This window comes from Sphingomonas azotifigens NBRC 15497, assembly GCF_002091475.1.
Classification (GTDB): domain Bacteria; phylum Pseudomonadota; class Alphaproteobacteria; order Sphingomonadales; family Sphingomonadaceae; genus Sphingomonas; species Sphingomonas azotifigens.
The window spans coordinates 1-24,693 of the sequence record NZ_BCTR01000069.1 but is presented as its reverse complement, the minus strand read 5'-3'; the positions used below and the strand labels follow the sequence as shown (position 1 = coordinate 24,693).

24 protein-coding genes and 1 other RNA gene are annotated in these 24,693 nt (G+C 68.5%); 9 read left to right on the top strand and 16 right to left on the bottom strand.

Annotation, left to right across the window (positions count from 1 at the left end):
* Positions 1 to 3: 3 nt before the first annotated feature.
* From SAZ01S_RS20000 to SAZ01S_RS19985, 4 genes are read right to left on the bottom strand one after another with little or no spacing between them, the layout of a single operon-like run.
* Entirely contained in the window at positions 4 to 597 is a 594-nt protein-coding gene (locus SAZ01S_RS20000) for an ABC-type transport auxiliary lipoprotein family protein (protein ID WP_139810166.1), read from the bottom strand.
* Between the two features lie 22 nt (positions 598 to 619).
* Positions 620 to 1,585 carry an MlaD family protein gene (locus SAZ01S_RS19995; protein ID WP_084584020.1) on the bottom strand — a complete coding sequence of 322 codons (966 nt, stop codon included), beginning with the start codon at positions 1,583 to 1,585 and terminating at the stop codon, positions 620 to 622.
* Entirely contained in the window at positions 1,585 to 2,403 is an 819-nt protein-coding gene (locus tag SAZ01S_RS19990; protein WP_084584019.1) for an ABC transporter ATP-binding protein, read from the bottom strand. The genes SAZ01S_RS19995 and SAZ01S_RS19990 overlap by 1 nt, the downstream gene beginning before the upstream one ends.
* The gene (locus SAZ01S_RS19985; protein WP_084584018.1) at positions 2,400 to 3,509 is read right to left on the bottom strand and encodes an ABC transporter permease; all 1,110 of its coding nucleotides are present in this window, start codon (positions 3,507 to 3,509) and stop codon (positions 2,400 to 2,402) included. The genes SAZ01S_RS19990 and SAZ01S_RS19985 overlap by 4 nt, the downstream gene beginning before the upstream one ends.
* Positions 3,510 to 3,570: 61 nt before the next feature.
* Between SAZ01S_RS19985 and SAZ01S_RS19980 the strand changes: the two genes are divergently transcribed.
* The 3 genes from SAZ01S_RS19980 (at position 3,571) to SAZ01S_RS19970 (ending at position 8,637) form a co-directional block, all read left to right on the top strand.
* Positions 3,571 to 4,248 (top strand): HAD family hydrolase, encoded by a 678-nt coding sequence (locus SAZ01S_RS19980; RefSeq protein ID WP_084584017.1) that lies wholly within the window; start codon positions 3,571 to 3,573, stop codon positions 4,246 to 4,248.
* A 91-nt stretch (positions 4,249 to 4,339) separates the two neighbouring features.
* The gene (locus SAZ01S_RS19975) at positions 4,340 to 6,049 is read left to right on the top strand and encodes a histidine kinase famiy protein (protein WP_084584016.1); all 1,710 of its coding nucleotides are present in this window, start codon (positions 4,340 to 4,342) and stop codon (positions 6,047 to 6,049) included.
* Positions 6,046 to 8,637 carry a PAS domain-containing protein gene (locus SAZ01S_RS19970; protein ID WP_084584015.1) on the top strand — a complete coding sequence of 864 codons (2,592 nt, stop codon included), beginning with the start codon at positions 6,046 to 6,048 and terminating at the stop codon, positions 8,635 to 8,637. The genes SAZ01S_RS19975 and SAZ01S_RS19970 overlap by 4 nt, the downstream gene beginning before the upstream one ends.
* Positions 8,638 to 8,812: 175 nt before the next feature.
* Here the strand turns inward: SAZ01S_RS19970 and SAZ01S_RS19965 are convergent, their stop codons facing one another.
* The 4 genes from SAZ01S_RS19965 to SAZ01S_RS19950 all read right to left on the bottom strand — a co-directional run bounded on the left by SAZ01S_RS19965 (position 8,813) and on the right by SAZ01S_RS19950 (position 13,165).
* The gene (locus SAZ01S_RS19965) at positions 8,813 to 9,820 is read right to left on the bottom strand and encodes a glycosyltransferase family 4 protein (protein ID WP_084584014.1); all 1,008 of its coding nucleotides are present in this window, start codon (positions 9,818 to 9,820) and stop codon (positions 8,813 to 8,815) included.
* 97 nt (positions 9,821 to 9,917) lie between these two features.
* The gene (locus SAZ01S_RS19960) at positions 9,918 to 11,501 is read right to left on the bottom strand and encodes an alpha-amylase family glycosyl hydrolase (protein WP_084584013.1); all 1,584 of its coding nucleotides are present in this window, start codon (positions 11,499 to 11,501) and stop codon (positions 9,918 to 9,920) included.
* Positions 11,502 to 11,691: 190 nt separating this feature from the next.
* Positions 11,692 to 12,807 carry a glycoside hydrolase family 130 protein gene (locus SAZ01S_RS19955; protein ID WP_084584012.1) on the bottom strand — a complete coding sequence of 372 codons (1,116 nt, stop codon included), beginning with the start codon at positions 12,805 to 12,807 and terminating at the stop codon, positions 11,692 to 11,694.
* Between the two features lie 37 nt (positions 12,808 to 12,844).
* A complete protein-coding gene (locus tag SAZ01S_RS19950) occupies positions 12,845 to 13,165 on the bottom strand; it encodes a chorismate mutase (RefSeq protein ID WP_084584011.1) in 321 nt (106 codons plus the stop codon).
* Between the two features lie 81 nt (positions 13,166 to 13,246).
* On the opposite strand from SAZ01S_RS19950, the gene SAZ01S_RS19945 reads away from it, so the two are divergent.
* Positions 13,247 to 14,260 carry a polyprenyl synthetase family protein gene (locus tag SAZ01S_RS19945; protein WP_084584010.1) on the top strand — a complete coding sequence of 338 codons (1,014 nt, stop codon included), beginning with the start codon at positions 13,247 to 13,249 and terminating at the stop codon, positions 14,258 to 14,260.
* A gap of 24 nt (positions 14,261 to 14,284) precedes the next feature.
* On the opposite strand, the gene SAZ01S_RS19940 is transcribed toward SAZ01S_RS19945, so the two are convergent.
* Positions 14,285 to 14,500 carry a hypothetical protein gene (locus tag SAZ01S_RS19940; protein ID WP_084584009.1) on the bottom strand — a complete coding sequence of 72 codons (216 nt, stop codon included), beginning with the start codon at positions 14,498 to 14,500 and terminating at the stop codon, positions 14,285 to 14,287.
* Positions 14,501 to 14,560: 60 nt separating this feature from the next.
* Here SAZ01S_RS19940 and hrpB point away from each other — a divergent pair, with 60 nt between their 5' ends.
* Positions 14,561 to 17,200, top strand: coding sequence for an ATP-dependent helicase HrpB (gene hrpB, locus SAZ01S_RS19935; protein WP_084584008.1), 2,640 nt, complete (start codon positions 14,561 to 14,563; stop codon positions 17,198 to 17,200).
* Positions 17,201 to 17,211: 11 nt separating this feature from the next.
* Entirely contained in the window at positions 17,212 to 17,493 is a 282-nt protein-coding gene (locus SAZ01S_RS19930) for an ETC complex I subunit (protein WP_084584007.1), read from the top strand.
* 205 nt (positions 17,494 to 17,698) lie between these two features.
* On the opposite strand, the gene SAZ01S_RS19925 is transcribed toward SAZ01S_RS19930, so the two are convergent.
* Genes SAZ01S_RS19925 through SAZ01S_RS19905 form a run of 5 tightly spaced genes read right to left on the bottom strand, consistent with a single transcriptional unit; the run spans position 17,699 to position 20,873 of the window.
* On the bottom strand, positions 17,699 to 18,226 hold the full coding sequence (locus SAZ01S_RS19925; protein ID WP_084584006.1) for an NUDIX hydrolase: 528 nt from the start codon (positions 18,224 to 18,226) through the stop codon (positions 17,699 to 17,701).
* A 10-nt stretch (positions 18,227 to 18,236) separates the two neighbouring features.
* Positions 18,237 to 18,908, bottom strand: coding sequence for a TPM domain-containing protein (locus SAZ01S_RS19920; protein WP_084584005.1), 672 nt, complete (start codon positions 18,906 to 18,908; stop codon positions 18,237 to 18,239).
* Positions 18,909 to 18,910: 2 nt separating this feature from the next.
* A complete protein-coding gene (locus tag SAZ01S_RS19915; RefSeq protein WP_084584004.1) occupies positions 18,911 to 19,792 on the bottom strand; it encodes a TPM domain-containing protein in 882 nt (293 codons plus the stop codon).
* Complete coding sequence (locus SAZ01S_RS19910; RefSeq protein ID WP_167693216.1) at positions 19,792 to 20,256, bottom strand: TPM domain-containing protein; 465 nt, start codon at positions 20,254 to 20,256, stop codon at positions 19,792 to 19,794. Before SAZ01S_RS19910 ends, SAZ01S_RS19915 begins: the two co-directional genes overlap by 1 nt.
* Before the next feature lie 26 nt (positions 20,257 to 20,282).
* Complete coding sequence (locus SAZ01S_RS19905) at positions 20,283 to 20,873, bottom strand: LemA family protein (RefSeq protein WP_084584002.1); 591 nt, start codon at positions 20,871 to 20,873, stop codon at positions 20,283 to 20,285.
* Between the two features lie 145 nt (positions 20,874 to 21,018).
* Here SAZ01S_RS19905 and mscL point away from each other — a divergent pair, with 145 nt between their 5' ends.
* Positions 21,019 to 21,477 carry a large conductance mechanosensitive channel protein MscL gene (mscL, locus tag SAZ01S_RS19900; protein WP_084584001.1) on the top strand — a complete coding sequence of 153 codons (459 nt, stop codon included), beginning with the start codon at positions 21,019 to 21,021 and terminating at the stop codon, positions 21,475 to 21,477.
* A 191-nt stretch (positions 21,478 to 21,668) separates the two neighbouring features.
* Here the strand turns inward: mscL and SAZ01S_RS19895 are convergent, their stop codons facing one another.
* Complete coding sequence (locus SAZ01S_RS19895; RefSeq protein WP_084584000.1) at positions 21,669 to 22,100, bottom strand: RrF2 family transcriptional regulator; 432 nt, start codon at positions 22,098 to 22,100, stop codon at positions 21,669 to 21,671.
* 59 nt (positions 22,101 to 22,159) lie between these two features.
* On the opposite strand from SAZ01S_RS19895, the gene ssrA reads away from it, so the two are divergent.
* Positions 22,160 to 22,505, top strand: a transfer-messenger RNA (tmRNA) gene (gene ssrA / locus SAZ01S_RS19890).
* Positions 22,506 to 22,572: 67 nt separating this feature from the next.
* On the opposite strand, the gene SAZ01S_RS19885 is transcribed toward ssrA, so the two are convergent.
* Complete coding sequence (locus SAZ01S_RS19885; RefSeq protein ID WP_084583999.1) at positions 22,573 to 23,724, bottom strand: glycosyltransferase family 4 protein; 1,152 nt, start codon at positions 23,722 to 23,724, stop codon at positions 22,573 to 22,575.
* A gap of 196 nt (positions 23,725 to 23,920) precedes the next feature.
* Here SAZ01S_RS19885 and SAZ01S_RS19880 point away from each other — a divergent pair, with 196 nt between their 5' ends.
* Positions 23,921 to 24,607, top strand: a complete 687-nt coding sequence (locus SAZ01S_RS19880; RefSeq protein WP_245825047.1) for a fatty acid desaturase CarF family protein — start codon at positions 23,921 to 23,923, stop codon at positions 24,605 to 24,607.
* Positions 24,608 to 24,693: the final 86 nt, after the last annotated feature.

Sequence of the window (24,693 nt, the reverse complement as noted above, 5' to 3'; positions counted from 1 at the left end):
CGGTTACTTGCCGACCCAGTCGGCTACCTCGCCGGCGACCTGGTTTGCGGCGCGGTTGAGCGCCGGGCCGATCGCCGCGGTGTTGATCGCGGTCACCGGCACGCGCGCCTCAAAACGGCGGCGTTCGAAGGCCTGGGTGCCCTCGCGCCCGAGCGAGGCGTCGAACACCACCACCGCTTCCATCTTGGTCGCATCGACGCCGAAGCTGCGCACGTCGCCGCCCAGGCTGGCGCTGGGGGTGCTGAGCGACTGGCGGCGGCTGAGCACGATGCGGCCGGTGCGCGCGGCGATGGTATCGGCGAGCAGCCGGCCGAACAGGCTGGCGGGCCCTTCGACCCACTGCGCGTCCTTCACATAGGCGATCGTCGTGCCGCCGGGGCCCGAATGCACCGGCACGCGCGTCGTCGCCAGTTCCTGCGGGGCATTGACCGGCCCGATCGTCACGGCCTTCACCGTGCCCGATTGCTGGACCTCACCCGCCGGCAGCGTGGCGGCGGGCTGCAGCGTCAGCAGCGACGCCGGCGGCTTGGCCGCGAAGGAGATGCATCCGGACAGCGGCACGGCGGCGAGCAGCGCGGCGATGGCGGGCTTGTTCATCCGGAACCTCATTTCTTCGGCCTCATTTCTTCGGCTTGTAGGTGGGCAGCGCGGGCGCCGCGATCAGGCTGGAGGCACCGCCCTGATCGAGCCGGTGCGCGACGTTGGTGAGCGCGATCGACATCTCGCGCAGATCCTGCACGAGCTGGCCAACCTCGGGCATCGTCTTGGTCGAGAAGGTCTGGATGCCCGGGCGTGCCTCGCCGATCGCCGCATCGAGCGTCTCGACGCTCTTCCGCGCCGAGGTGATCGTCGCGTTGAGATTGGCGATGGTCGGCTTGATGTCGCTCGTCACCAGGCCGTTGGTCGTCTCGGCGAGCTGGCCGATCTGCTGCGCGGCGGCGCCGGCCTGCTGGATCGCGACACGGGTCTCGGCGAGGGTCGCGGCAATCTCCGGCCCGCGGTCCGCCAGCGACTTGGTCAGCCGGTTGGTGTTGGCGAGGATGCCCGAGATCGAGGCCTGGTTCTTTTCGTCGAGCAGGTCGGAGACGCGCTCGGTGAGCGTGGTCAGCCGCTCGAGCAGCTTCGGTGCCGAGCTGAGCAGCGCGCCGAGGCCGCCGGCCTTGGTCGGGATCACCGGCACGCCCAGCGGGCAGGCCGCGCGCGGATTGTCCTTCGGGCATTCGATCGGCGGCTGGCCCTTCACCGCGCCATCGAGCTGCACGGTGCTGGGGCCGGTGAAGCTGCCCTGGATCGTCGCGTTGGTGCCTTCGAGGATCGGCACGTCGGGCTGCACGCTGATCCGCACGCGCACCAGGCTGGGGTCCGGACGCCAGAACTGGATGTCCTTCACCGTACCGGCGGGCACGCCCGAGAAGCTCACCGGGGAGCCGCGGCTGAGGCCGTCGACCGACTGCTTGAAGAAGATGTCGTACTGGCGCTCGTCGCCGCCGCCCAGCCGGGACAGCCAGACGATGAACAGCGCGAGCACGGCGAGCAGGATCAGCACCACCGCGCCGACCAGCACATGATTGGAACGCGTTTCCATCAGCCCCTCTTATCCTCATGCACGTGCCGGTTCGGGCCCGCGACCGCAGCGCGTCCGCGCGGTCCGTTGAAATATTCCTGGATCCACGGATGGTCCAACGCCAGCAGCTCCGGAATCGTCCCCACCGCGATCACCCTCTTGTCCGCCAGCACCGCGACGCGGTCGCAGATCGCGTAGAGCGTGTCGAGATCATGGGTGATCAGGAACACGGTGAGTCCCAGCGTCTTCTGGAGCGACGCGGTCAGCTCGTCGAACGCCGCCGCGCCGATCGGGTCGAGCCCGGCGGTCGGCTCGTCGAGGAACAGCAGCTCCGGGTCGAGCGCCAGGGCGCGCGCAAGGCCGGCGCGCTTCTTCATGCCGCCGGACAGCTCGGCCGGATATTTGGGGGCCGCCTCGGGGGGGAGGCCGGTCATCACCACCTTGTAGGCGGCGATTTCCTCGAGCAGCGCCTGGTCGAGCCCCGGATAATATTCCCGGAGCGGCACCTGGACGTTTTCGGACACGGTGAGCGTCGAGAACAGCGCGCCGCCCTGGAACAGGATGCCCCAGCGCTTGCGGATGTCGATCGCGTCGGTTTCCTCGCGGCCGATGGTGTTCTCGCCGAACACCTCGACGGTGCCGTCCAACGGCGACTGGAGGCCGATGATCGAGCGCATCAGCACCGACTTGCCGGTGCCCGACCCGCCGACCACGCCCAGGATCTCGCCGCGGCGCACGTCAAGGTCGAGCCCCTCGTGCACCATCTGCTCGCCGAAACCGTTGCACAGGCCGCGGACGCGAATGAGGATGTCGCGGTCGTTCCGCGCAGCGTCGGTCATGTCCAGCCTACATTGGTGAAGAACACCGCGAAGAAGGCGTCGAGCACGATCACGAGGAAGATCGCCTGGACCACCGCCGTCGTGGTGCGCTGGCCGACCTGTTCGGCATCGCCTTCCACCTGCATGCCGTGGAAGCAGCCGGCCATCGCGATGATCGCGCCGAATACGGGTGCCTTGACCAGCCCGACCCAGAGGTCGGTCAGCGGCACCACTTCGCGAATGCGATGGATGAAGGTGACCGGGGTGATGCCGAGATCGACCCAGCACAGCAGCCCGCCCCCCAAGATCGAGACGAGCGAGGAATAGAAGCCGAGCAGCGGCAGCATGAACACCACGGCGAAGACGCGCGGCAGCACCAGCGCCTCCATCGGCGAGACGCCGATCGTGCGCATCGCGTCGATTTCCTCGGTGAGCTTCATCGTGCCGATCTGCGCGGCGAAGGCCGATCCCGAACGGCCCGCGATCATGATCGCGGTCATCAGGATGCCGAGCTCGCGCAAGGTGAGCCGCCCGAGCAGGTTGATCGTGTAGATCTCGGCGCCGAACTGGCGCAGCTGCACCGATCCCTGCTGGGCGATGACGATGCCGATCAGGAAGCTCATCAGGCCGATGATGGCGAGCGCCCCGACGCCGACCACTTCGAAGCGCTGCACCGTCGCGTTGAAGCGGAAGCGGCTGGGGTGGCGGATAACGTGCCACAAGGCGAGCACGGTCGCGCCCATAAAGCCGAGCAGGCCGTAGAGCGTCTTGCCCGAATTGATCACCGCCTTGCCGATCTCGTCCAGCGCGCGGGTGAACGAGCCGGGCGGGGGCGGCGGCAGTTGGATCGGGTGCTCGGCGGCGATCACCTGGTCGAGCAGATGCTGCTCGTCGGCGTTCAGGCCCTCGATCGTCGCGCCGCGCTCGCGGGCGAAGCGGTGGACGACCCAGGCGCCGACCGTGTCCATCCGGCCGACCTCGCGAAGATCGAGCCGGGCGACGCCGCCCTCCACCGTCTCGAGCCGCGCGGGCAGGTCGCCCAGGCAGGCAAGCGAAAGATTGCCGGAGAAGCGGAGCACCGCCTCGCCGTTGTCGTCGGACCGTTCAAAGTCGGCGGGTGCCCTCATCGAAACCCCCTTTCCGCGATTCTGGCTGGAACGGCAAGTTCCTCCGTGGCTAGAGGGCGCAATGCAACGCCTCGCCATCTACGACATGGACAAGACCATCACCGCGAAACCGACCTGGACGCGGTTCCTGCTGCACGTCGCGCGGACGCGGGCACCGTGGCGGCTGGCGCTGTTCCCGGTGATCGGGCTGGGCGGACTGGCCTATCTCGCCCGCGGTCTGGACCGTGCGGGGCTCAAGCGCCTGTCGCATCGCTTGCTGCTGGGCCGCGCGCTCCCTCCCGCCGAGATGGCGGCGGTCGCGGAGGCGTTCGCCGATCTGGAGATGCGCAGCGGCGTGCTGCAGGGCGCGCTGGCGCAGATCGCGGCCGATCGCGCCGCCGGCTACCGGCTGGTCATGGCGACCGCCTCGCACCATTATTACGCCGAAGCTATCGGCAGGCGACTGGGCTTTGACGACGTGATCGCCACCAATGCGAAGCGGGACGGGCAGGGCCATATTCTCTCCGAACTCGAGGGCGAGAACTGTTACGGGCCCGTAAAGCTCCATAGGATCGAAAATTGGCTGGCGGCAGAAGGGCTGCACCGGGCTAACTGTTATATCCGCGCCTATTCGGACCATGTCTCCGATGCCCCGCTGCTCGGCTGGGCGGACGAGGCATTCGCGGTCAACGCGCACGGCCCGCTGGCGAAGCTCGCCGCCGCGCGCGGCTGGTCGCAACTGGACTGGCGGCGGCCCTGACTTTTCCCTATGCTTCCAAAAGGTTCGCAACCGAAACGGCGTTTCGCGCATTTGTCTGGCGGGTTGCTGTGATCACGAGGAAGCCAGACGCGTGCAGAATGACGACGACCACCAGCCGGCCGCGACCGGGGAATCGGCCGGCGACCTGAAGGATTCGACCTCCTACAGCCCGACGGGCAACCATCCGACGCATCATTGGAAGCGCGCGATCATCGGCACGCCCGGCCTCGGCGATCGCAGCACGGTGTTCTTCGCCGCGCTGCAGATGACGCGGATGCCGATGACGCTCACCGATCCGAACCAGCCGGACAACCCGATCGTCTTTGCCAACAAGGCGTTTCTCGACCTCACCGGCTATGAGGAGCACGAGATCCTCGGCCGCAACTGTCGCTTCCTCCAGGGTGCCGAGACCGATCGCGATGCCGTCGCCGAACTGCGCGCGGCGATCGACGCGCAGGAAGCGATCGCGCTGGAGCTGATCAACTATCGCCGCGACGGCAGCTCGTTCTGGAACGCGGTGTTCATCGCGCCGGTGCTCGGGCCCGATGGCGAATTGCTCTACTTCTTCGCCAGCCAGCTCAACGTGACCCGTCGGCGCGAATCCGAACAGGCCTTTCGCCAGGCGCAGAAGATGGAGGCGATCGGCCAGCTCACCGCCGGCCTCGCGCATGATTTCAACAATCTGCTTCAGGTCGTGTCGGGGAACGTCGACATCGTCGCGAGCCAGGTGGAGGACGAGCGGCACCAGCGGCTGCTGAACAACGCCGCGCGCGCTGCCGATCGTGGATCGAAGCTCACCCGCCAGCTGCTCGCCTTTGCGCGCAAGACCCGGCTCGAGCCCAGGACGGTCGACATGAACCAGCTGATCCACGAGTTCGGCGACCTGCTCGACAATACCGTCGGCGCGCAGATCCGGCTGGTCACTGCGCTCGAACGGCGGCTGCCGGCGGTGCACATCGACCCCACCCATCTCGAAATGGCGATCCTCAACGTGCTGCTCAACGCGCGCGATGCCATGCCCAAGGGCGGCACCGTCACCATCGCGACGCGGCTGTGGAAGCTCAACGGCGACGCGCCGATGCACCAGCTGCCCGAGGGCGATTACGTCGTCCTCACCATCCGCGACGAGGGCACCGGCATGGCCGACAATGTCCGCCGCCGCGCGACCGAGCCCTTCTTCACCACCAAGGGCGCCGAGCGTGGTACCGGGCTGGGCCTTGCGATGGTGCATGGTTTCGTCCAGCAATCGCTGGGGCGCTTGGAAATCGACAGCGCGCCGGGGGAAGGAACCGAGATCCGCATGCTGTTCCCGGTTGCCAGCGCGATGACCGGAGCCGCGCCCTCCACCCCAGCGCCGAAGCGCGATAACGGCAAGGGCGCGAGCGGTGGCAGCGAGACCATCCTGCTGGTCGAGGACAGTGACGATGTCCGCGCACTGGCGCAGGAGCAGATCGCGGCGCTCGGCTACCGCGTCGTGCTCGCCGCCAGCGGCGAGGAGGCGCTGGAGCGGCTCAAGACCGAGACGATCGACCTGCTGTTCACCGACATCGTCATGCCCGGGGGCATGAGCGGGCTCGAGCTGGTCGAACAGTTTCGCGAGACGCATCCCGACACGCCGGTGCTGATGACCACCGGCTATAACGAGGATCTCGTCGCCGACATTCCGCGCGGCTCCAACCTCGACGTGATCGGCAAGCCCTATCGCCGCGAGCAACTGGCCGATCGCATTCGCGCCGCGCTGGATCGGCGTACCCCTGGTGCGCGCCGCGACGTCAATCCGATCGCGCCCGCCGAGGGATGAACCCGCCGGCGGGCATCGACGCCGCCAGCGCCACACCGCTCGATCGGCTGATCGCGGCGCGGGACTGGTCTGGGTCGCCGCTCGGCCCACCCGAGACCTGGCCGCGCAGCCTGCGCGACGCGCTGATGCTGATGCTGCCGTCGCACGCCCAGATCGCGATCTTCTGGGGTGCGGACTATATCGCGCTCTACAACGCCGCCTACGCGCAGACGATCGGCAACAAGCATCCGGGCGCACTCGGCAGTGCAGCCCAACCCTATTTTGCGGAGACCTGGGACGAGCTGGGGCCGATGCTCGATCATGTCCGCACCACCGGCAAGACGCTCTCGGCGCCCGATCGGCGCTTCTACACCGAACGCTATGGCTTCGGCGAAATCGTCTATTTCGACATCTCGCTGTCGCCGGTACGCGACGCCGACGGATCGGTCGGCGGGGTGATGACGGTGGTCTCGGAGACCACCGAGCGGGTGAAGGCCGATCGCCGGCTGCGCGAAAGCGAGGCGGCGCTGCGGGCGAGCGAGGCGCTTGCCCGCGAGCAGGCCGACGAACTCGCGGTGATGTACGACAACTCGCCGGTCGGGCTGGCGGTGCTCGATACCGATCTGCGCTATGTGCGGATCAACCGCCAGCTCGCCGCATGGAACGGCATCCCCGTTGCCGATCATATCGGCCGCCATGTCAGCGAGATCGTGCCCGAGCTGACCGACCAGGTGGTCGCGGCGCTGATGCGGGTGCTCGGCGGCGAGCCGCTGCTCGGCATCGAGATCACCGGCCCCACGCGCGGGCGCCCGGACGGCACCTCGACCTGGCGGCAGAATTGGGTGCCGGTCTATGGCTGGGACGGCAAGGTTCACCAGATCGCGATCTCGTGCGAGGACGTGAGCGAGGAACGCAACGCCCAGGCCGCGCTGGAAACGCTCAACCGCGTCGGCGCGGCGCTGTCGGCCGAGCATGACCTCGAACGGCTGGTGCAGCTGCTCACCGATGCCGGGGTGGAACTGACCGGCGCCAGCGTGGGCGCCTTCTTCCACAATGTGATGGACGACAGCGGCGAGCGGCTGCACCTGTTCACGCTCTCGGGCGACGAGCGCAGCCGGTTCGAGATGCTGGGGCGGCCCCGCGCCACGGCGCTGTTTGCCCCGATCTTCCAGAATGTGGTGATGCGGTCCGACGATGTGACGCGCGAGCCGGACTATGGCCGCAACGCGCCGCATCGCGGCATGCCGCCGGGGCATCCGGTCGTCACCAGCTATCTCGCCGTTCCCGTGGTTTCGCGCGATCGCTCGGTGCTGGGCGGCCTGTTGTTCGGCCATCCGCAGCCCGGACGCTTCACCGCCCGGCACGAGGAGCTGGCGCGCAGCCTGGCGGCGCAGGCGGCGGTGGCGATCGACAATGCCCGGCTGCTCGCCGATGTCCGCGCCGCCAACGAGACGCTGGAGCGGCGGGTGGAGGAGCGCACCGCGGCGCTGCGCGAGGCCGAGGCGGCGCTGCGCCAGAGCCAGAAGATGGAGGCGATGGGCCAGCTGACCGGCGGCGTCGCGCATGACTTCAACAACCTGCTCACCCCGATCATCGGCAGCCTCGACCTGATCCTGCGCAAGCGCGGCGACGATCCCGCGCTGCACCGGCTGCTCGATGGCGCGCTGCGCTCGGCCGAGCGCGCGAGCACGCTGGTCCAGCGGCTGCTCGCCTTCGCCCGCCGCCAGCCGCTCCAGCCCGCGCCGGTCGACTTGGCGGCGCTGGTCGACGGCATGGTGCCGCTGCTTGCCAGCACGCTCGGCCCCAAGATCGCGCTTTCGGTCACCAAGCCCGAGGTGCTGCCGCCCGCCCGTGCCGATGCCAACCAGCTCGAGATGGCGCTGCTCAACCTCGCGGTGAACGCGCGCGACGCAATGCCGGAGGGCGGCGCGCTCGAGGTTCGGCTGGGGGTCGGCAGTGCGGACGAGGCGCCGCAGCCGCTCGATCCGGGATTCTATGTCCGCCTGGCGGTGCGCGATACCGGCACGGGCATGGATGCGGCAACGCTCGCCCGCGCGATCGAGCCGTTTTTCTCCACCAAGGGCGTGGGGCGCGGCACTGGTCTCGGCCTGTCGATGGTTCACGGGCTGGCGAGCCAGCTGGGCGGTACTCTCGGGTTGTCGAGTCGGCCGGGCGAGGGGACGGTGGTCGAGCTATGGCTGCCGGTGAGCGCCGAGGTGCCGGCGACCATTGAGGCACCGCGCCACGATCCGCATATCGGCAACGGGTTGGTGCTGCTCGTCGACGACGAAGACATCGTCCGCGGGACCGCCGCGGAGATGCTCCGCGCGCTCGGCTATCAGGTGCAGCTGGCCGATTCGGCCGAGGCGGCGCTGCGGATGCTCGATGCGGGGCTGGCGCCCGACCTGCTCGTTACCGATCACCTGATGCCCGGCATGACCGGCACCGATCTCGCGCGCGCCGTCCGCGGTCGGCTCGGCGACGTGCCGACGCTGATCGTCTCGGGCTATGCCGAAGTCGAGGGGCTGAGCCGCGACTTCGCCTATCTGCCCAAGCCGTTCCGCCAGGCCGACCTCGCCCGCGCGCTCACCCTGCTGGGGGTGCGCTGAGCGCCAGGACAAGCCTTGTTGAGGAATACACGTCCTGCCAGTCGTCATCCCGGCGAAAGCCGGAATCTACTGCGATCTCCGTCCGGGCTCTTGCTTCAGCCGAGAGGCGAATGGATCCCGGCTTCCGCCGGGATGACGAACGAAGGGTAGAGGATCGTCCTTGATGCGCCTTTTGTTACGCGCCGAGGATGCGCTGGTAGAGCGCGATATACTGGTCCGCCATCGCCTCCACCGAGAAGCGGGCTTGCACCGCGCGGCGGCAGGCGGCGCGGTCGATGGATCCCGCGCGCTCGACGGCGTCCACCGCCGCATCGGCAGACCCCACCAGCAGCCCGGTTTCGCCATCGTCGATCAGCTCGGGCATCGAGCCGCGGCGGATGGCGATCACCGGGGTGCCGCAGGCCATCGCCTCGATCACCGACAGGCCGAAGGGTTCGTCGAAGTTGATCAGGTGGAGGAGCGCACGGGCGCTGCCCAGCGCGCGGATGCGGTCCTCGCCGCCGACCGGCCCGTGATAGACGATGCGGTCACCGAGATGCGGCTGCACGTCGCGCTCGAAATAGCCCTGATCCTGGACGATGCCGTAGAGGTTCAGCCGGCGGCCGGTCGCCTGCGCGACCGCGATCGCCTCGGCCGCGCCCTTGTCCGGGTGCATGCGGCCGAAGAATAGCAGGTCGTCGCTGCCCTCTGCGTCGAACGCGAAGTCGTCGAGCGGAATGCCGTGGTGGATCGTCGCGGCATAGCGCAGCGACGGGTGCCGATCGGCGTCCGAGATCGCGACATAGTGCACCCGGTCCTCGAACGGCTTGTACATCGGCAGGATGCGCTCGGAGGAGAAGCCGTGGATCGTCGTCACCATCGGCGTGTCGATCAGCGGGGCATAGGCGTGGGCGGGAAAATCGGCCTGGTTGTGGATCAGGTCGAACTCGGCGGCGCGGGCGAAGAGATGCGACTGATGGGCATATTCCCACACCTTCGCATCGATCGCCGGATCCTCCGCATAGCCGCGCGGCACCACGCCGGCGAGCCGGGCGGTGGTGACCGAGTCCTGCGTCGCGAACAGGGTGACGTCGACGCCCTTGGCGACCAGCGCCTCGGTGAGCAGGCTCGTCACCAGCTCCCAGGGGCCATAATGCCGCGGCGGGGTGCGCCAGGCGATCGGCGCGAGCATCGCGATCTTCATGCGAGCACGTGCCCCTGCGAAAGCAGGGGCCCAGGGTTGGAGAGCGAATCGCCTGTGGCACTGGGCCCCTGCTTTCGCAGGGGCACGGGTGGGTTGATCATGCGAGCAAAATGCCTTGGTTCGGGGCGAGGGGGAGGGGGGTACCCTCCACACGAAGGTCGTGGCCGGGTGTGGTGAGGACCGGCGTCAGCGCGGCAGCCCATTCCGGCAACGCCAGCGTCTGCGGCACATCGGACAGGTTCAGCGCCACCAGCACGCGCGCGTCGCCATGCCGCCGCTCATAGGCCAGCACCGCCCAGTCGCTCGACACGGCGTGCCAGCTCCCCACCGAAAGCGCCGGATGCGCCCGTCGCAGCTGGAGCAGCGCGCGCGTGAAGGCCAGCATCGACCCCGACTGGTCCCGCTGCGCCATCACGTTGCGCTCGGCCCAGTCGGGGTTGAGCGGCAGCCATGGCTCGACCGTGCTGAACCCGGCATGCGCGCTTGCGTCCCAGGGCATCGGCGTGCGGACCTCGTCGCGGTTGAACGCGGTATCGGGTTCGCGCAGCGCCTGGGGGTCGCGCACCCGGTCGGGCGGGATGGCGACGTTCGGCATGCCCAGCTCGTCGCCCTGGTAGAGCGTCGGCGTACCGCGCAGCGTGAGGAGCAGCATCATCGCGACGGCCGCTTGCTCCGCCCCGACGCGCGAGGCGACGCGCGGCTTGTCGTGGTTGCCGAGCACCCAATTGGGCCAGCCATCGGTGGGCAGCGCGCCCTCATAGTCGGTGATCAACCGGGCCAGCGCCGCCGCATCCCAGCGTGCGTCGAGCAAGTGGAAGTTAAAGGGCAGGTGCACGCCGTTGCCGCCCTCGCCATAATAGGCGACGAGGCGCGGGATCGGCAGGTAGATCTCGCCGATCAGCACGCGCTCCGGATAGTCCTCCGCCACGTCGCGCATCGCGGCGATGATCTCCATCATCTCGGGCTGGTCGGCGGAATGGGCGGGCAGCAGCCGCTCGATGTCCTGCATGCCCGCGCGCCAGTCCGGATTGGCGGGATTGTCGGGGAAGTCGGGGTGCTTGATCGCCAGCCACAGCACGTCGATGCGGAAGCCGTCGACGCCGCGGTCGAACCAGAAGCGCATCGCCGCCAGCATCGCCGCGCGCAGATCCGGGTTGCGCCAGTTGAGCTCGGGCTGTTCCTTGAGGAACTGGTGGAGATAATATTGGCCGGTGGCCGCGTCCCACTCCCACGCGCTGCCGCCGAAATAGCTCTGCCAATTGTTGGGCGGGCCGCCATCGGGGGCGGGATCGCGCCAGATATACCAGTCCCGCTTGGGGGCGTCGCGCGACGACCGGCTGTTCAGGAACCAGGGATGTTCGCTCGAGCTGTGGTTCGGCACGAAATCGAGTAGCAGCTTGAGGCCACGGGCATGCGCGGCGTCGCGCAAGGCATCGAAGTCGGCGAGCGTGCCGAAGCGTGGATCGATCCCGCAATAGTCCGCCACGTCATAGCCGAAATCGGCCATTGGCGAGGGGAAGATCGGCGACAGCCACACCGCGTCGATGCCAAGATCGACCAGATAGTCGAGCCGCGCGGTGACGCCGGCAAGATCGCCGATGCCGTCGCCGTTCGAGTCGTTGAACGAGCGCGGATAGACTTGGTAGATCACGCCCTTCTGCCACCAGAGCGGTTCGGTCATGGGAGCTTCCTCGCGAAAATTCCTCCCCGGAACGGGGAGGGGGACCGCCGCCGCAGGCGGTGGTGGAGGGGCCGCGCCGCAGGCGCGGTGCGGGTGAAGTGCGCCGGGCCACCGCCGCATGCCGCGGCGGCCCCTCCACCATGCTCCGCATGGTCCCCCTCCCCGTGCCGGGGAGGATCTGGGTGGTGCTTCACCGGAATCGCGCCTTCGGGATGTGCGTGATCCGGCACGCCAGATCGGCCTCGCCGCTCGCGACGATGTAGCGCTCGCCGGCATCGACCAGACCGGTGGTGAACACCACCGGCGTCGGCAGATAGAGCTGGTGCGCGATATCCGCGGTCAGCGCAGGGTTGGCCTCCAGCAGCGGCACCGTGTCCTCCTGCCGCAGGATCACGCTGGGATCGTCGCGGTCGAGCAGCGCCCAGAAGCTGCGATAGATGCCGACCGACTCGCGCTTCTCCACCCCGTGATAGATCAGCAGCCAGCCCGCCTCGGTGAGCACCGGCTGGCTGCCGCCGCCGATCCGCTGGTTGGAGGTCGAACCTTTCCGCGCGCGGATGCCCGGCTGGTCGAGCGGCTTCCAGTGCAGCCCGTCGGGCGAGCGGGCGAGGTTGATCGACGGGCCGCCGAGCCACGGCGAATCATCCGGATAGGCGAAATAGACTTCGCCGAGCGGGCGGGTCAGCGCGTGGAAGAAGCCGTGGATCCGGCCCTCGAACAGCAGCATGTCCTTGTTCTGGTGGTCGAGCACGACGCCGAGCAGGTCCCAGTCGAGCCCGTTGGCCGAGCGGTACATCGCGGTGCAGTGCCGTTCGGCCGAGACGCCGCACACCGTCATCCAGTAGGTGCCGTCGATCCGCGTGATGCGCGCATCCTCGACGCCATAGTCGAGATAGCTGGCCGAGGGCGCGATCGCCTTGTCGTAATGTACCGCGACGATGCCGCGCGCGTCGGCGTCCAGCTCCACCGGCAGCAGCCAGGACAGGGAGGTGAGGCCGAGCAGCCGCGGGGTGCGCCCCTTCAGCGCGAACTGGCGCGGATCGTCCATGTCGAGTCCCGCCACCGGATGCCGGTCGAGCACATAGCCCGAAGGCGTCCAGCGAATCGCCCGGCCATGATCGCCCTCGACGGGATCGCGCAGCGCCTCGGCCACGCGCACCATCAGCAGCAGATTGCCGTTCGGCAGCCGCGCGAAGCCGGGATTGAACGCGCCCAGCACATAGGTCGACTCCGCCACGCCGCCACGCAGCGGCGAGCGGGTGAGGTCGACATCGTCGGGCCGGAAGATCAGATAATCGTCGCTCAAGCGCTTGCCCCCTTGGGTATCACGCCCAGCAACGGGGTCAGGCCCCAGGGGTTCCGGGCGCGGTTCCGGCTTCGGCGCCGGCTTCCTGGGCCTGACGATGGTGGCGGATCACCTCGTCGATGATGAAACGCAGGAATTTCTCGGAAAATTCTGGGTCGAGATCGGCATTCTGAGCAAGCGCGCGCAGCCGCGCGATCTGCGCTTCCTCGCGGCCGGGGTCCGCCGGCGGCAGCCCGGCCTCGGCCTTGTAGCGGCCGACCGCCTGGGTCACCTTGAACCGCTCGGCGAGCATGAAGACGAGCGCCGCATCGATATTGTCGATGCTCTGGCGAAAGCGGGTCAGCGTCGCGTCGGTCATGGCACTCTCTTTTGCCGCTGCGGCACGGCCATGCAAGCGCCTCTTGCCTTTGCAATGCACAAAGGCCAGAGGCACGTGCATATGAGCGCAACCGTCCACCGCCTGGGGTCGCGAACCCAGCCCTCGCTCGATCCGATCATGGCGCTGGTCGCCCAGGACATGAACCTGGTGAACGCGGTGATCCTCGATCGCATGCAGTCCGAGATTCCGCTGATCCCGGAGCTTGCCGGCCATCTGATCGCCGGCGGCGGCAAACGGATGCGGCCGATGCTGACGCTCGCGAGCGCACGGCTGCTCGGCTATGCGGGCACGCGCCACCATAAATTGTCGGCGGCGGTGGAGTTCATCCACACCGCGACGCTGCTCCACGACGACGTGGTCGACAGTTCGGACCTGCGCCGCGGCCGCCGCACCGCCAACATCATCTGGGGCAACCCGGCGAGCGTGCTGGTCGGCGACTTCCTGTTCAGCCGCTCGTTCGAGCTGATGGTCGAGGCCGAGAGCCTCAAGGCGCTGCGCATCCTCTCGGGCGCCAGCGCGATCATCGCCGAGGGCGAGGTCAACCAGCTCACCGCGGTGCGTCGGATCGACCTGTCCGAAGATCGCTATCTCGACATCATCGGCGCCAAGACCGCGGCGCTGTTCGCCGCTGCCTGCCGCGTCGCCGGCGTGGTCGCCGAGCGGCCGGAGTCGGAGGAGCTGGCGCTCGACGCCTATGGCCGCAACCTCGGCATCGCCTTCCAGCTGGTCGACGACGCGATCGATTATATCTCGGACGCATCGACCATGGGCAAGGATGCCGGCGACGATTTCCGCGAAGGCAAGATGACCCTGCCGGTGATCCTCGCCTATGCGCGCGGCAACGAGGCAGAACGCGGCTTCTGGAAGGAAGCGATTTCGGGCCGCCGCACCTCCGACGAGGATTTTGACGAGGCGATTCGCCTCGTCCGCGCCAGTCGCGCGGTCGACGATACGCTCGCCCGGGCCCGCCATTACGGCCAGCGCGCGATCGACGCGCTGGGGGGCTTCCGCGCCTGCGAGGCGAAGGATGCGATGGTCGAGGCGGTGGAATTCGCGGTGGCGCGCGCCTACTGACGCGCGCCAGCACGGTCGGCGAGATTATTCGTCGGTGGTCTTTTCTTCCTCGTCCTCGTCGACGACGAGGGCGTCTTCCTCATCGCTGTCGAGCACGTCCTCGATCGCCTCGACGATCAGGTCGAGCTGTTCGTAGCTCGCCGTCATCTCGATCGTTTCGCCTTCCTCGTCTTCCAGATGCAGCGTGTAATCGCCGTCGCTGTCGGGGGTGATGGTGAACTGGGAAAGGATCCGTGCCATGTCGCGCTCCTCTGGCGGTGAGTCCGCCTAACCACGCTTGCCCCGAATGGTTGCAGACGAATGACGTCCTCCTTGCCGATCCACGCCGTTTTGCCGAATTTGCTCGAGTCGTTGCGGGCCGGGAGCAACGCGGTGCTGGTCGCCCCCCCGGGCGCGGGCAAGACGACGGCGGTCGCCCCGGCGCTGCTCGGCGAGCCCTGGTGCGACGGCGAGATCCTGCTGCTCTCCCCACGCAGGCTGGCGGCGCGGGCGGCGGCGGAGCGGATGGCGGCGCTGGCGGGCGAGAGCGTCGGCAGGACCTTCGGCTATGCGACGCGGATGGACAGCAAGCGTTCGGCGGCAACGCGGGTGACCGTCGTCACCGAAGGCATCTTCGTCAACCGAATCCAGTCCGATCCCGAGCTTGCCGGCGTCTCCGCCGTGCTGTTCGACGAAGTCCATGAGCGCAGCCTCGACAGCGATTTCGGGCTGGCGCTGGCGCTCGATGCGCAGGGGGCGCTGCGGCCGGACCTGCGGCTGGTCGCGATGTCGGCGACGCTCGACGGCAGCCGTTTCTACGGGCTGATGGGCGATGCACCGGTGGTGGAGAGCGAAGGTCGCAGCTACCCGCTGACGCTGCGCCACCTGGGCCGCGCGGCCGAGGCGCGGATCGAGGACAGCGTGGCGGCGGCGGTGCGGCAGGCGCTACGCGAGGAGGAGGGCGGCATCCTCGCCTTCCTGCCCGGCGTGGCGGAGATCGAGCGGACCGCCGAGCGGCTGGGGGAGCTGGGCGGCGCGGTGCTCCACCGGCTGCACGGCAGCCTCGATCCCGCCGCCCAGCGCGCGGCGATCGCGCCCGATCCCGAGGGGCGGCGCAAGGTCGTGCTGGCCACCTCGATCGCCGAGACTTCGCTGACGCTCGACGGCATCCGGGTGGTCGTCGATTCGGGACTGGCGCGGCGGCCGCGCTACGATCGCGCGGCGGGGATGACGCGGCTGGTCACCGAGCGCGCCAGCCAGGCGGCGGTGACGCAGCGGGCAGGGCGTGCGGCGCGGCAGGGGCCGGGCACGGCGTACCGGCTGTGGGAAGAGGCGGCGACGGCGGGGCTGCCGCGCTTCGATCCGCCGGAGATTCTCGAGGCCGACCTGTCGGCGCTGATGCTCGATTGCGCCTTGTGGGGCGTCACCGATCCCCGCCAGCTCGCCTGGCTCGATCCGCCGCCCGAGGCCGCGATCGCCGAGGCGCGGGCGCGGTTGAGCGCGCTGGAGGCGATCGACGGGGACGGTCGTCCGACCGAGCATGGCAAGGCGATCGCCCGCCTGCCGTTGCCGCCGCGGCTGGGGCACATGCTGGTGCGCGCGGGCGAGCGGGGCTTGGCAAGGACGGCGGCTGAGGTCGCAGTGTTGCTCGGGGAGCGGGGGCTCGGGGGCAATGATGCGGACCTGGAGCTGCGGTTGCGCCGGTGGAAGGGCGAACGGGGGCAGCGCGCGGAGAATGCGCGAAGGCTGGCCGAGCGCTGGAGCAAGCTGGTCCCCCCTCCCGCAGCAATCGCTCCCCTCCCGCTTGCGGGAGGGGCTGGGGGAGGGGCTGACGTGGAGGCTCCATCCCCAGCGTTGAAGCAGGCGAACCGGCCATCCCCTCCCCCGACCCAGTTTCAGGTAAACGATGCCCCGCATCGTTTAGGTCAGGCCGGGGGCCTGACCGACCTGAAACTCGCAAGCGGGAGGGGAGCGCAGGCTGGGGGTTCGGGAGAAGAGGTGGCGCTCTGCATCGCACTCGCCTTCCCCGATCGCGTGGCCAAGCGCCGCGACGGCTCGGGGGAGACCTGGGCGTCGGTCGGCGGGCGTGGGTTCAAGCTCGACCCGACGTCGCCGCTCGCCCGCGCCGACTGGCTCGCCGTGGCCGAGACGCAGGGCATGGCCGCCGGTGCGCGGATCCTCTCGGCCGCACCGATCGACGCCGCGACGGTCGAATCGCTGTTCGCCGATCGGATCGAGACCCGCCGCACCGTCAGCTTCGATCCCGCCACTGGCCGGATCGAAGCACTCCGTGAACGACGCCTGGGCGCCGTCCGGCTCTCCGGCGGTAGCGACTCGGGTGCGACGCCCGCCGAGATCGAATCGGCGTTGCTCGAAGGCGTCCGCGCCCACGGCCTGCAGCTGCTCCCCTGGTCCGATACCGCCCAGGCCTTCCGCACCCGCGCCGCCTATGCCGGCATCGACGCGCTGACCGACGAGGCGTTGCTCGCCACGCTCGACGACTGGCTCCCCGCCGCGCTGGAGGGCAAGCGTCGGCTCGACGCGGTGAGTCCCGAGTCGCTCACCCAGGCGCTGCAGAACCTGCTCGGCTGGGACGGGCAGAAGACGCTGGATCGCCTCGCCCCTGCGCGCTTCGAGACGCCCGCCGGCTCGTCCCACGCCATCGACTATGCCGCCGAAGCCGGACCCACCGTGGAGGTGCGCGTCCAGGCGCTGTTCGGCCTTGCCGAGCATCCGATGATCGGCGGCAACGTGCCGTTGGTCCTCAGTCTCACGTCGCCCGCGGGCAGGCCGATCCAGACCACCCGCGACCTGCCGGGATTCTGGAAGGGCAGCTGGGCGGCGGTCGCGAAGGAAATGCGCGGCCGTTACCCCCGTCACCCTTGGCCCGAGGATCCCGCCGCGGCCTCCGCAACGCTGCGGACGAAAAACGCTGATGCAAGGGCGCGCGGGGCGCGCTAAAGGGTGGCGCCATGAAGTCCGCTCGCATCTATCAGCGCGTCAAGAACGCGATGCAGTCCGGCCGCGCCCGGACCGACAACTGGGTCCTCGAGTTCGAGCCGCACACCCCCCAGCGGCCCGATCCGCTGACCGGCTGGGCCGGCGGCGGCGAGACCGCGAACCAGGTCCGCATTTCCTTCCCGACGCTGGAAGCCGCCAAGGACTATGCCGAGCGCGAGGGCTATGCCTATCACGTCGTGCCGGCGCCGCAGCGCAAGCTCAAGCTGCAGGCCTACGCCGACAATTTCCGCTGATCGCGGCCTTCCTCCGCCAAAAGGCGAAGGGGCACTGAGAAAGCCACGTAATAACCACCGTCATCCCCGCGCAGGCGGGGATCCATTTGCCAGCACAGTTGGAATGGGGCCGTAACGATTCCACCAATGGATCCCCGCCTTCGCGGGGATGACAGGTGTGTTGGCTTATCTGACGGTGGTGTTGGCTGATCCGTAGAAACGCGCCTCAGCCGCGCCCCAGCAGCGCGCCGCTGAGCAGCAACAGCATCTTCACGTCGACGCCCATGCCGTTCGCGCGGCAGTCGGCGATGAACGCCGGCAGCGCGGCCATCGGGACATGGTGGACGTTGATGTCCTCGCCGTCGACGCCGCCGCCATCCCCGATGCGGGTAAGACCGTGCGCGCGGACCAGCGTGAAGCTCTCGCTGACCATGCCGGGGGAGGCGAAATACTCGCCGAGTTCCTCCACCCGCTCGCACGCATAGCCCGCTTCTTCCGCGAGCTCGCGACGCGCCGCGGCCTCGATCGTGTCGCCCTCCTCCGTATCGCCGACCAGCCCGGCCGGAAGCTCGATCGAGCGGCGACCCATCGGCACCCGGTATTGGTCGACCAGGATCACCCGGTCCTGGTCGTCGATCGCGACGATCACCACGGCGCGGATACCGCGGGCACGGGCGACATATTCCCATTTGCCCTGGCGGCGCACGGTGATCCACTTGCCCGCCCAGGGGGTCTCGATCGGTTCGTCGGTCATGACCAGGCCCTTAGAGCTCGATCAGCCGATCGGGAAGCTCGTTCACATCGTCGGCGGCGCGGGGAAAATGCTCGGCGAGCACGATGCCGATCTGGCGGACGGCCGCGGCCATGCCCTCGGCGGGGCGGCCTTCTTTCAGTTCGGCGAGCAGCGCCGCCATCGCCGCGCCCCACACCTCGGGCGTGACGCGCGAGTGGATCGCCGAATCGGCGAGGATCTCGGCGCGGTGCTCGGCGAGGCTGAGATAGAGCAGCACGCCGGTCGACCCCGTGGTGCGCTTCTCCGCCGCGGTGCGGAACAGCGCGAGGGCACGGGCATGGACACGGCGCGTCTTGGTCGAGCCCGGCGCGAGCGCGATCCGCAGCGCGTCCCTGGCCAGCACCACCCGCACGAGCAGGAAGGTGAGCGCGGTCACCACCAGCGCGGCGGTGAGATACCAGTGCGCCGGCACGGACTGCGCCCAGGGATCGATCAGCCGGGTGTGCAGCCATTCGATCGGCCAGGGCTGCCAGGCGAGCAGCGCCAGCACCAGCAGCATGGCGAGCACCGCCCAGTGGAGCGCGACATCGGCATAGTCGTCGGAGCGTCCGGCGAGCACCGTCACGATCTCCCCGCTGGTGCCCTGTTCGGCCTGGGTGACGGCCGCCGCGACGGTCGCGCGGTCCTGATCGGTCAATCGCATCCTCACCAGCTCCCCGAAGCGCCGCCGCCACCGAACGATCCGCCGCCGCCGGAGAAGCCGCCGCCATCGCTGCCGCCGCCGCCTCCCCAGCCGCCGCCGCCGCCCCAGCCGCCCCGATCGTCATCGTCGTCGCGGTGGCTGGCCGCGCGGCCGATTTCGCTGGCGATGGTCCACAGCACGATGGGCAGCACGCCGCTGTCGTGATCGCGGTCGCGATAGGCCTGGCCGTCCCACGGTCCCGGCCGGCGTCGCCCGCCGAAGCGGGCGAGCATCGGCACCAGCACGACGACGAGGATGATGAACCAGAACAGCAGCCCGATCGGCAGCCCGCCGCCGTGACGTTTGCCCGCAGGCGCCCTGGTGGCGGCATCCTGTGCCGCCTTCGCCTTCTGCTCGGCTGCCTCCAGCGGCTGCTTCATCTGCTCGGCAATGGCCTGCGCGCCGGCGACGATGCCGCCCGCCATGTCCCCAGCCTTGAACTTCGGCACGATGATCTGGCTGATGATCTGGTTCGACAGCGCGTCGGTCATGATCGGCTCAAGGCCGTAGCCGACTTCGATCCGCACCTTGCGCTCGTTGGGCGCGACGATCAGCAGGATGCCGTTGTTCGCCTCCTTCTGCCCGATCCCCCAGGCGCGGCCGAGCTGGTAGCCGTAATCGGCGATGTCATAGCCCTGCAGGTCCGGGATTGTCGCGACGACGAGCTGTCGGCTGGATGCCTGCTGAACCTCGGTGGAGAGCTGGGTGAGTTGCGCCACCTGCTCCGGTGACAGCAGGTGCGCATCGTCGACCACCCGGCCGGTCAGCTTGGGGAAGGTCGGATCGGCCAGGGCTGGAAGCGGCGCGAGCAACAGCAGGGCCAGCAGGAAACGCAACAGGATCATCAGCTGATCTCACGAAGAATGGAGGTGACGCCAGCGTTGATGCCGCCGTTCCAGTCTCCGGCGCGAAAGCGGGGGAGGATGTCGCGGTACAGGATCATCGCCGATTCAGCGTCGGTAAGCGCGGTCTCCAGACCGAAGCCGACTTCGATCCGGGCTTTACGTTCAACGGGCGCCACCAGCAGCACGATGCCATCGTAGTAGAACCGTCGTCCGACACCCCAAAGGTTGGCCAGTTGCCAGCTGAACGCGTCGATCGTCTCGCCATAGAGGCTGCACACCGTCACCACGGCCACTTCATGATGCGTCCGGGTGCGAGCGTCGGCGAGGCGGCGGGTCAAGGCGCGCGCTTGTTCCGCCGTCAGCAATTCGGCGAAGTCGGCGACGGGTACGCTGTGCACGGGCGGCGCGGGAACGACCACCGTGGAGGCGGCCGGTGCCGACGCGCCGCAGCCGTGCAGCAGCACGGCGCTCGCAAGGAGCGCCGCGTGGATCAGTTGCCGTTCCCGAAGTTCACCGTCGGCGCCACGTCCGCGCCCGCCTTGGCCTGGAACGGCGTCATCGGCTTGGCGCCGTAGAAGATCTTGGCGCCCACCGCGTCGGGGAAGGTGCGGATGCGGGTGTTATAGGCCTGCACCGCCTGGTTATAGTCGCGGATCGAGATGGTGATCCGGTTCTCGGTGCCTTCGAGCTGGCTCATCAGCGTGGTGAAGTTGGCCTGGCTCTTCAGGTCCGGATAGGCCTCGGTCGTCGCGAGCAGGCGCGAGAGCGAGCCGCCCAGCTGCTGCTGCGCCGCCTGGAACTGCTGGACCTTGGCCGGATCGGTCAGGTCGTTGGCGTTGACCTGCACCGAGGTCGCCTTGGCGCGCGCGTTCATCACGTCGGTGAGGATCTTGCCTTCGGAGGCAGCGGCGCCCTTCACCGTGGCGACGAGGTTGGGCACCAGATCGGCGCGGCGCTGATACTGCGCCTGCACGTCCGCCCATTTCGCCTTGGCATTCTCCTCGGCGGTGGGAACGCTGTTGAGCCCGCAGGCCGAGAGCGACAGGGCTGCAATCGGCACGAGCGCGGTACGAAACTTCATGGGGAAGCAACCTCCAAATCCCATCAACAGGGTGTCTTATACGATGCCTACACCGGGCGACGGAAGCGAAATCGGTCGCCGGGGGTTGGCGGCGGCACGCGACTTCGGCAAGGTCGCGACGCCTTCGCAATGGGAGAGGTGGCGAATGTTGAAGGAATTCAGGGCGTTCATCGCGCGCGGCAACGTGCTCGATCTCGCGGTGGGGGTGATCATCGGCGCGGCGTTCGGCAACATCACCAAATCGCTCACCGACGATATGATCATGCCGCTGGTCGGGTGGATCTTCGGCGGCGTCGACTTCTCGGGCTATTTCCTGCGGCTCGGTGCCATCCCGGCAAGCTATACGGGCTCGCCCTCCAACTATGCCGCGCTGAAGGCGGCGGGGGTGCCGCTGATCGGCTTCGGCCAGTTCATCACCGTGGTGATCAACTTCCTGATTCTGGCCTTCATCGTCTTCCTGCTGGTCCGCACCGTCAACAAGGTGATCGCCGCTGCCGAGCGAGACAAGGCGACCGGCGACGCGCCGCCGGCTGCCGATCCGGCCGACGTGGTCCTGCTGCGCGAGATTCGCGACGAGCTGAAGAAGCGCAACGCGGGGGCTTGAGGGCTGGCTGGGCCTCAAACCTCAACGTCGTCATCCCCGCGCAGGCGGGGATCCATTGGCGCTGAAGCGGCGGTTCTTTCCTCAAGCGCACGGGCGAATGGATCCCCGCCTGCGCGGGGATGACGATGGTTGTCGGAAGTGTGCATCCGATCTTCCCGCGGCAGGTTCGCCGGGGCGATACACCGGCAGGCTTAGGCTGCCGCCAGGTCCTCGGCCACGGCATCGGCGAGGCTGGTGCCGTCCAGGATCCGCGCGGTCTCGTCACGCACGCGCGCCATGGCGCGGCGGATCGCGCAGGCGGCCTCGTCCTTGCAGTCGTTGCACGGGCGATAGGCGGTGCGGCTGACGCAGGGGACGAGCGCCAGCGGCCCTTCGATCACCCGGATAATCTCGCCCAGCGAGATCAGGTGTGCCGGGCGGGCGAGGCGATAGCCGCCCATCTTGCCGCGGGTGGAGGTGAGGAAGCTCGCTTCGCGCAGATCGGCGAGAATCAGCTCGAGGAACTTGCGGGGCACGTTCGCTTCCGCAGCGATCCGGTTCATCGGTACGGGCGCGCCGGTGATCGGCTGTTCGGCGAGGAAGAGCATTGCGCGGAGCGCGTAGCGGGAACGCTGCGTCAACATGATGCACTCTCCATGCCAACCGAATGGGGCCGTGTGAAGGCGATTAATCCGTGCAACCTGACCTTTTCATTAAGCGCGAACGCCCTATATAGGGTTTTGCCGGGTTCGCCCGGCTATGGCGATAAACAATGGCGTGCAATAGATGCAGCGGACCCGGGGGCAGTACCCGGCGGCTCCACCATAACCGGTGGTGTATCTGGACACCGTTTCTGACGGGGCCGAACCAGGATCGACGTGTATTGAAAAGCGCTGTCTTCGCTCGGAATGGGACCACCGCAACGGCCCATTACACAAGTGCCAACGATAACGAAGCACTCGCTATTGCGGCGTAACCCCACGGCCTAACGGCCTAAGGTTATTCTAAAATGCGCGGTCGGGCCACACCGGGCAACAGAAGTGGATTCCAGCGGCCGCCAGGGGGGCCGGGCAACAGAACCCCCTGGACCTTCTTTAGATCAGAGCTGGCTTTAGATCAGAGCTGGGCGAGCCACGGCTCGACGGCGGCGAAATGCGCCTCCCAGCTGGGCATGGTGTAGCCGCGTACCCGCGCCAGTTGCTCCTCGCGGATATCGCCGCCCTGCAGATGGTGCGCGATCGCCGCCAGCCAGGCCGCGCCGTCGAGCGGGTCGCAATAGATCGGCAGGTCGCCGGCCAGTTCGCGGAACACCGGCAGGTCGCTCGCCACTACCGGCGTGCCGACCCCCAGCGCCTCCACCACCGGCAGGCCATAGCCTTCGGCGAAGCTCGGCATCAGCAGCGCGCGGGCGCCGCGCAGATAGCCGGCGAGATCGGCGTCGCCGCAATCCTCGATCACCTGCACATGGCCCTGCAGCATCGGCAGCCGGTCGAGCATCGCCAGCGCGGTCTGCGCTTCCCAGCCGCGCTGGCCGATGATGACCAGCTTGGGGCAGGCGGCGGGATTGTGGTGGATCAGCCGACGCCAGAGCTGGAGCAGCAGGACATGGTTCTTGCGCCCCTCGATCGTGCCCAGCGTCACGAAATAGGGCCGGTCCAGCACGATCGGCGGAGCATCGGCGGGCAGCGGATGGCCGCCGAGCAATGCCGGCAGCATCGGCGGGCAGGCCTTGCCCTCGGCGGCGGCGAAGGCGGCGAAATCGTCGAGCGTCGCCTGCGAATTGCCGATGATGCCCGCGGCGCTGCCCAGTGCGTTGGCCATGCGGCGATGATGGCGGATATCCTCGCCGACCCGGCAGAATTCGGGATGGGTGAGCGGAATCAGATCGTGGATCAGGTAGACCGGTCGTACCTGCGCGCGTTGCGTCCAGGCGACAAGTCCGGTGGCATCCAGCCCGGTATGGCCGACGTTCAGGTAGAGGCGATCCTGCCCCAGCTGCCCCCCGCGTTGCGCCACGACCGCGCGCATCGCCAATCGCGGCGCGCGCGTGCGAAACCCGGGGCCGCCCTCGCGGATCAGCCGGAAGATCGCGTCAGACAGCGCGGGCGTGAGGATTTGCCGCAGATTGCCGCGCTGGATCACCGCTTGGGCACGATGCGCGAAGTGATCGACATAGGCCAGGCACACGCGGTCGATGCCGGTCGGCAGCCGGCCCGTCCAGGTGCGCCAGATCAGGCGGCTGATGTCGATGAGAAGGTCGCGCTGCATCGGTACTGGGGCGTCAGTTCGTCGAGGATCGAAGCAGGGAGGCGATGCGGCACGTCATGATGAGGCGGTGGCTTGCGCCTGCGGCGTGTCCAAATCAAGCCGTTGCTGTGCCGTGATGCAGCAGGTAGGACGGCGGCGAAGACGAGCCGCGGACGCGCGGCACAGCCCGGGGCCGGTAATGGCGCGAAGAATATTGATGCCGCTGTTTCTGTTGTCGCTGGCGGCGAACCTGGTCGCGGTGCTGCGCGACCCGAGCTGGTGGGTCATCCCGGCGCTGCTCGCGGGATGGTACGGCGCCGATCTCGCCTCCGGCCTGGTGCACATGTACATGGATTACAAGCCGACGCCCGCCGGCAAGGGGCTGGACGCGCTCTATTTCTATGCGGGGTCGCGCGAATCCGAGCATTACAAGGCGCTGTGGCGCGAGCGGATGGCGAAGGTCAGCCCGCTCGATCGGCTGATCTATGATTTCAAGAACCATCATCCGCGTCCCGATGCGCTGGGCCGGCGCGATCTGTGGCGGCTGATCGGCAGCACCGTGATCCTGGCGGCACTGCCCTTTTCGGTGATGCTGAACGTGCTGGCATTTACCGGGCTGGTGCCGGGCTGGGCGGCGGCGGGCGGTGTCACGCTGATCGTGGGGGGCGCGTTCGCCCAGTATTTTCACGGTTCGCTCCACCGCGCGCACAATCCCTGGATCGTCCGGGCAATGCGCCGCTGTGGTCTTTTGATGACGCCGGCCGCGCACCAGCTGCACCACGACACGCTGCAGCGCGACTTTGCGACCAACTGCGGCTGGTCGAATCCGCTGGTCAACCGCCTGTTCCTCGCCGGTCGCCGCCGCGGCTGGTTCGACGATGCCGGGCTGGAGCCGACCGCCTAGAGCAATTTCAAGTTGACCGTTTACGGTCAACGGCTCGGAAAGTGCGGCAATCAACAACTTATACCAACCTGCACGGAGAAGAACCT